This is a genomic window from Dyadobacter frigoris, from assembly GCF_005280585.1.
In the GTDB taxonomy this organism is placed as follows: Bacteria; Bacteroidota; Bacteroidia; order Cytophagales; family Spirosomataceae; genus Dyadobacter; species Dyadobacter frigoris.
Genome location: NZ_SZVO01000028.1, coordinates 40,702 through 46,805 on the forward strand (window position 1 = coordinate 40,702; position 6,104 = coordinate 46,805).

The following is a 6,104-nucleotide window of genomic DNA, read 5'->3' on the forward strand; positions in this document are numbered from 1 at the left end:
ATGCAAAATCATTCTGAGCACTTTTTAAAACAGCGGCGTTTTTACACCTTTTTGCCGCTTGTGCTACTACCTTTTATCACCGTTTTTTACGGGGTGATCGTCTCGAAAGTCAATAAAAACCAAGAGTTTCCGCTGGCAGAAAACCAGGGCTTGAACACTGCGCTTCCCGATGCGATTATCAATCAGGATAAGCTGATCAACAAACTGAGCTACTATGAAAAGGCAGCCCAGGATTCCGCCAAACGTGCGCAGCTTTTAAAAAAGGATCCGTATTTCCAAGATAGCTTAGCGCTAGCTCCGGCAACCACAGAAGGTGTATCACTACTGCCGCAAACACCTGCCCGGCGGGGTGGTGCCAAACGAAAAACAGCATCAGATCCAAAACCCGAGCAGGTCTATAAAAAGCTTGAAGCGCTCAATGCGGCACTGAGCTCCGCCTCTGAGCCTTCGTTTAAAACACCTGAAAAAGATAGTGAAGCCTCAAAAGATGCGGCCCATGAGCAGCTTGAAAAGCAGCTTCAGACGATCCTTGCCCAGGCCACCAGCCAAGAGGCTGAAACGCCTGAAAGTGATCCGGAACTTGCAGCACTTTCAGACATGCTCGATAAAATCATTCAGATCCAAAACCCTGAACTGGCCCCAAAAAACAGCGTAGCGGACAGCATGAACCCAAAGGCCAGTAGCGTTTCGCTCACACAGCAGCTGCCCGAAGCCAGTCTTCTGCAAGCAGTCGGGCCAAATGATTCGCTGCAAAATAGTCTGGTAAATTTCGAGCAGAACGGCTTTTTCTCACTCGATGAGCCTGTCAGCAGCGCGCAGCAAAAGGCGATTGAAGCCGTTATTGACCAGAACCCAAGGCTCGTCTCTGGCTCGACGGTCAAACTTAAACTCAGCACTGACATTTTCATCCAGGACCAGCTGATTCCAAAAGGCAGTTTTCTTTTTGGCACTGCGAGCCTGAGCGGTGAGCGGCTCAATATCCAGATTCAGTCAGTCCGGCATGAAAACGCTCTTTTCACAGTAAATCTGATGGTCTATGATCTGGACGGACAGCCAGGCATTTATATTCCGGGTGCTATTACCCGCGATGTTGCCAAGCAGTCAGCATCGCAGGCTTCTAGTGGGATTAGTATGGGCACGCTGGACAATTCATTAGGCGCGCAGGCGGCAGATGCAGCCATAAAGGCCAGTAAAACACTTCTGAGCCGGAAGGCCAAATTACAACAGGTATCGATCCGCGAGGGCTACAAGGTGCTGCTTTATGATAAGAATGGCTCAGGGATCGTGTCCAGATGAGCAAGCAAATCAGTTTTCACTTTATCACTTTTATACTATGACTTTTTTCAAATATATCCTGCAAATCATATCTGCATCCGTGCTGCTTCTTTTAATCATAAACCTTGCAGCCAGTGCGCAAAAAACGGAGCTCTATGGTATCAGCCCTTATCCGCTAGAAATAACGACTCAGAAAACGACCAACATTATTTTCCCCTACGATATTGTCAGTGTCGATAAAGGAAGCCGGAGGATTCTGGCGCAGAAGGCCAAAGGAGTCAGTAACATTTTGCAGCTTAAAGCCGCGCAAGGCGGATTTGAGCAGTCTAACCTGACTGTGCTCACCCGCGATGGCAAGCTGTATAGTTTTCTGGTGGATTACAGTCCTGAGCCCTTGCAACTCAACATTGGCTTTTCCAAAGATATGGATGAGACAGGACAAGGGGCGATCTTAAAGGACGATCATAACCAGGCGCAGATCGTGCAAAACGCTGAGAAAATCAGCACGCTCCCCCGAGCGCTACACGGCATTTCGGATAAATCCTATCAGGTCAAAATGCAGCTTCTGGGTATATACATTGAAGGTGATATCATGTATTACCAGCTCAGGCTGATAAATCGTTCACCTATTCCCTACGATATTGAAAGCATCCGCTTTTTTGTAGAGGACTCTAAAAAAGCCAAACGTGGCGCAATGCAGCAGCTCGAAATCCAGCCTGTGCAGATTTACAATGATTCTACCAGAATCGAGCCTGGCAGCGCTTCTGTGAAAGTTTTTGCGCTGCCCAAAATGATGCTGGACGCTGCAAAAAAACTAAGTATCAAGATGAGCGAGCTTGGCGGCGGCAGACACCCGCTCGTTGAGATCCGAAACAAGACCCTTTTAAAAGCTAGTGCTCTTTAATTATTCACTTAAAATTATACGGTTATGAATCAGAAAAATTTTGAGTACCTGAAAGACCAGGTCAAATACTCAGGCTTTGGAGAGTCGCTTGAAAATGATCTGAAGGCAAACCTTCAAAAGAAGGCACCCGAGTTCACCTTGCAGCACCAAACTGCCTTTGGAAAAGACCAGGTAAATTCCGAACTGCATTTTAAGCGCTCCACCCAAAGCGATCTGTATTTTCTAAACAGCTATCAGGCTGAGCTGAAAAAAGAGAACCAGAAAGAAGCGCTCAAACAGACCTTTTATGTAAATAAGCAAGGGGGTAATGTGACGCTCAAAGAAGCCTATAATCTGATGGATGGGCGCGCGGTAAATAAGGATCTGACCAATAAAGAAGGAAAGAAGTTTAACGCCTGGCTGCAAATGGATTTTAAGCAGACTGAAAACAACGGAAACTTCAAAATCAAACAGTTCCACCAGAAATACGGCTTTGAGCTCGATAAAGCACTGGAAAAGCTGCCCATTAAAGAACTGGGTGTTGAATTTGATAAAAGAAAGCTGACCGAATCACTGCAAAAAGGAAACCGGCAAGTGGTGACCTTTGAAAAAGACGGCGTAGAAAAAAAGCATTTTATCCAGGCTGCCCCGCAGTTTAAATCCATTACCGTCTACGATGAGAACATGAAAAGGATTGCGAACCGGCAAGAGAAATCAGAAAACCAACAGCAGACGGCACGTCAGGATCAGTCGGTTAAAAAAGAGGATCAAAAACAGACGGTCAGCCAGCAGAACGAAGCTTCTGAAAATAGCCAGTACAAGGGTAAAAAGGCTAGTCAAAGTAAAGGGATGTCTGTAGGCTAAATTACATGCAGGGGAAGAGTGACAGCAGTATTCTGATTCTCTTCCCCAATCTTCAACCAAAATCATTCAATTAATCATGGAAAGTTTAAATCTTGTCAGCCGGTTTTTCGATGCGATCAGAAAAGATCCCTGTATCAGCACCACCCATATCAGTATTTACATGGCACTCGTCTTTTACAGCAAAGACCAGCCCGCTGCCGATCCGATCCATGTTTTCAGCCAGCAGATCATTGATATCTGTAAGATTTCAAGTCGCAGCACCTACTACCGCTGTATGCACGACCTTCACGCGTTTGGTTACTTGCAGTACATGCCCGTTTTTAAACGCAATAAGCCAAGCCAGGTCTTGCTTATTGCGATGTAACGCGCCAGAAAATAAACGATCCTTTCAAGTATTTAAAATGGCCACATCAGCACAAAAATGCTGTAATCGGCTGCTCATAATTTAATGTAAAATGGAAATAGAACTGATCACTAAAGAAGATCTTCGGCAGCTGCGAGCGCAGCTGCTCGAAGATATTAAAGCGCATTTTTCCGCGCAAGCCACCCAAAAAACCCAGTGGCTTAAAAGCGCACAGGTTAGGGCGATGCTGAGCATTTCGCCCGGTACGCTGCAAACCTTGCGCGTAAATGGCACACTCAAACATACCAAAATAGGCGGCTCGTTTTATTATCTGCAATCTGATATAGACGCGCTTTTAAAATCAGGTAAAAATCAAAACTAAACACGTCATGGAAAACAGCACCGTTCAATTTCAAACCCGGATCCTTTTGGACAAAAGGGTCAGCATCTGGCACATTGGCACCTACATGGCGCTGCTTCATTTACTCCGCCAGAACCAGGGTATCAGTCCTTTTACGATTTCAAGAAAGATCGTCATGCCGATTGCCCGCATCAAAAGCGTTCCGACCTACCATAAATACATGGCCGACCTGGTGCGTTTTGGCTACATTCATTACCATCCTTCCTATCATCCCAAGCAGGCAAGCAAAGTTTTTATCATTCCCTGAAAGCTTAAACACTTATCAAAATCCTTGGTCCTTTTGCAAGCGCTTGCAGAAGGAAACCGGGCAAAATTTCCAGCACATATAGCACAAACCGTTACTGACCAGACCCACTGGTCAGGCGCCCTGCTATGCCCTGGAAATTTCGGGATATTCCCATCCAACTTTCAATTGAGTTTCAATTGAATTTCAATGGAGTTTCAATGGAACGATTAAACTATGAATCGATTGAAAAGGATTATACTTTGTTTCTATCCGATTAAAACACAAAAAAAAATGATCAGAAAACCGCTAAAAGCAAGGGCGCTACCGCCCGATCCAAACAAATCGCTTTTTAAGTTTAAACTCAGCTGGATAGACCCTGAGCTTTTAGGCCAAATCAAAATCCAAACCTGGTACAGCTATGATTTCAACACCGAGCGCGAGGCTTTCCCGCAGGGACTGGACAAAGAGCTGCGCACGAAGTGGAAACAGCTTTTAGCACTTTGCTACAAGCACCCCGAGCTTTATGATTTTGTCAAATGGCTTCGCCCTTACACACAGGATCAAAATCTTGATCTTTACCTTCCCAACTGGCCTGAGCTGACGGCCATGATTCCGCTGATTGAAAATAAATACGGCTGGCAGCTTCTGGAAAACTACGGGCAAAGCTGCGGCTTTGAGCATTTAAGCTTTCAAAGCGTCAGCCGGTCATACCCAAGGCAGCCCGGACATAGTCCTGGCCGGGTGGATTTTCGTCAGTTTTATGGCTTTGGCTATTTCCAGCGCAATAATTTTATCGTGAGCAGTATGGCCAGCGGAAGACTTATCAAGGTTGACATTTATGATAATCTGATGTATCATAGTGACAATCATCTGCATAGTGTTGTCAGCCTCACAACCGTAGGTGGTTAGCAGTTTCAAGGAAACATTTCCACCCAGCTGGATTTCAAATATGAATTAACAATTTCTTACAAACCTCCCATCATTTTAGATCTTTCCTCCATTCTAACCAGAGGTTATAGGTCAACTAAAACAAAATCAAGCACCTGACTGATATCGATGACCAAAGCAGTACACAGATGCTTTATATCATTTTACCGGCTTCCTGAAGCTCACGCGCTCTGAAATTCCCGTTTGCTGACTAAAATAAGAATTTGTTTAGTCATCGATGCGCTAATACGTGATTTTAATGCCGTATGGCAGTATGGTGTGAGGTTGTATACGACTGCTCGGGCACGTGTCAGTCTTTGGATGTTGCCATTTTTGTATTACCAAATCCGGCTTTCGATTTCCGCATAGGCCAGCAGTCCTCTGCTCCTGATAAGCTGTTCACCTCGTCGTAACCGAGAAACGCTTATAGCTACGCGCTGAAAGCGCTAAACCAAGCTAACCCCGATTACAAATCACATTTAGCTTGGTTTCTAACCTCTTTGGCCAGAGCAAGCAAGCGGTCGTCATACCGATCTTCATAAGCAGCGGGACGAGCTAAAAGATCAGCTGTTTTGTGCGGAATAAAGTCCAATACTTAAGGGATCTCTACCGGAAAAAGCGGACAGAGAATCCGGGCGCGCTGTATTAGATAAATCTGGATATCTTTTCATCACGGGTGTTTTTAGGGGGAGGCACGAAGGCCTCCCCTTTGCTAATTCAATTGAAACAGGCCATTTCCATTTTGGGTGAACCCTTCACAAAGCTCAAAGGCGCGCTGTGACCTAAGCTGCGCTGTTCCCCCAAAAAGCACCGATTTTACTTTCGCTTCACCATCATCGTATTTTCTAATGTTTTGAAAATAACCTGTGACCGTTATGCAAAGCTTTGCATAACGGTAATTATGGAAAGTAAAAGATTATGTAAAGCAACATCATAAAGAGGGGTAAACAGGTGTGTTTGGCCGTCTACTTTACAATATCACTTTACATAATAATGCAGCTATTTTTTAAGGTTCCTTAGCCATTCCAACAAGGTATCATCTTTCTCCCACGAGTTAGCTTTGGATTTTTCAGGTTTCATTTCAACATAAACCTTTTCAAAAGCATCCCGTTTTTGCTTGGAATCAGCACGGGCGTAGATGTCGGTTGTCTGAATGGATACGTGT

Annotated in this window: 7 protein-coding genes; all 7 read left to right on the top strand. The window is 45.0% G+C overall.

From position 1 onward, the window contains the following. The 7 genes from traM (at nt 1) to FDK13_RS33485 (ending at nt 4,921) form a co-directional block, all read left to right on the top strand. Nucleotides 1-1,296, top strand: coding sequence for a conjugative transposon protein TraM (gene traM / locus FDK13_RS33455; RefSeq protein WP_137344372.1), 1,296 nt, complete (start codon nt 1-3; stop codon nt 1,294-1,296). A 37-nt stretch (nt 1,297-1,333) separates the two neighbouring features. Further along, nucleotides 1,334-2,179, top strand: coding sequence for a conjugative transposon protein TraN (gene traN, locus FDK13_RS33460; protein WP_170982992.1), 846 nt, complete (start codon nt 1,334-1,336; stop codon nt 2,177-2,179). A gap of 24 nt (nt 2,180-2,203) precedes the next feature. Continuing rightward, on the top strand, nt 2,204-3,022 hold the full coding sequence (locus FDK13_RS33465; RefSeq protein ID WP_137344374.1) for a hypothetical protein: 819 nt from the start codon (nt 2,204-2,206) through the stop codon (nt 3,020-3,022). A 76-nt stretch (nt 3,023-3,098) separates the two neighbouring features. Continuing rightward, on the top strand, nt 3,099-3,386 hold the full coding sequence (locus FDK13_RS33470; protein ID WP_137344375.1) for a hypothetical protein: 288 nt from the start codon (nt 3,099-3,101) through the stop codon (nt 3,384-3,386). A 91-nt stretch (nt 3,387-3,477) separates the two neighbouring features. After that, a complete protein-coding gene (locus FDK13_RS33475; protein ID WP_137344376.1) occupies nt 3,478-3,747 on the top strand; it encodes a helix-turn-helix domain-containing protein in 270 nt (89 codons plus the stop codon). Nucleotides 3,748-3,754: 7 nt separating this feature from the next. After that, a complete protein-coding gene (locus tag FDK13_RS33480; protein WP_137344377.1) occupies nt 3,755-4,033 on the top strand; it encodes a hypothetical protein in 279 nt (92 codons plus the stop codon). A 270-nt stretch (nt 4,034-4,303) separates the two neighbouring features. Then, entirely contained in the window at nt 4,304-4,921 is a 618-nt protein-coding gene (locus FDK13_RS33485; RefSeq protein WP_137344378.1) for a hypothetical protein, read from the top strand. Nucleotides 4,922-6,104 lie beyond the last annotated feature (1,183 nt).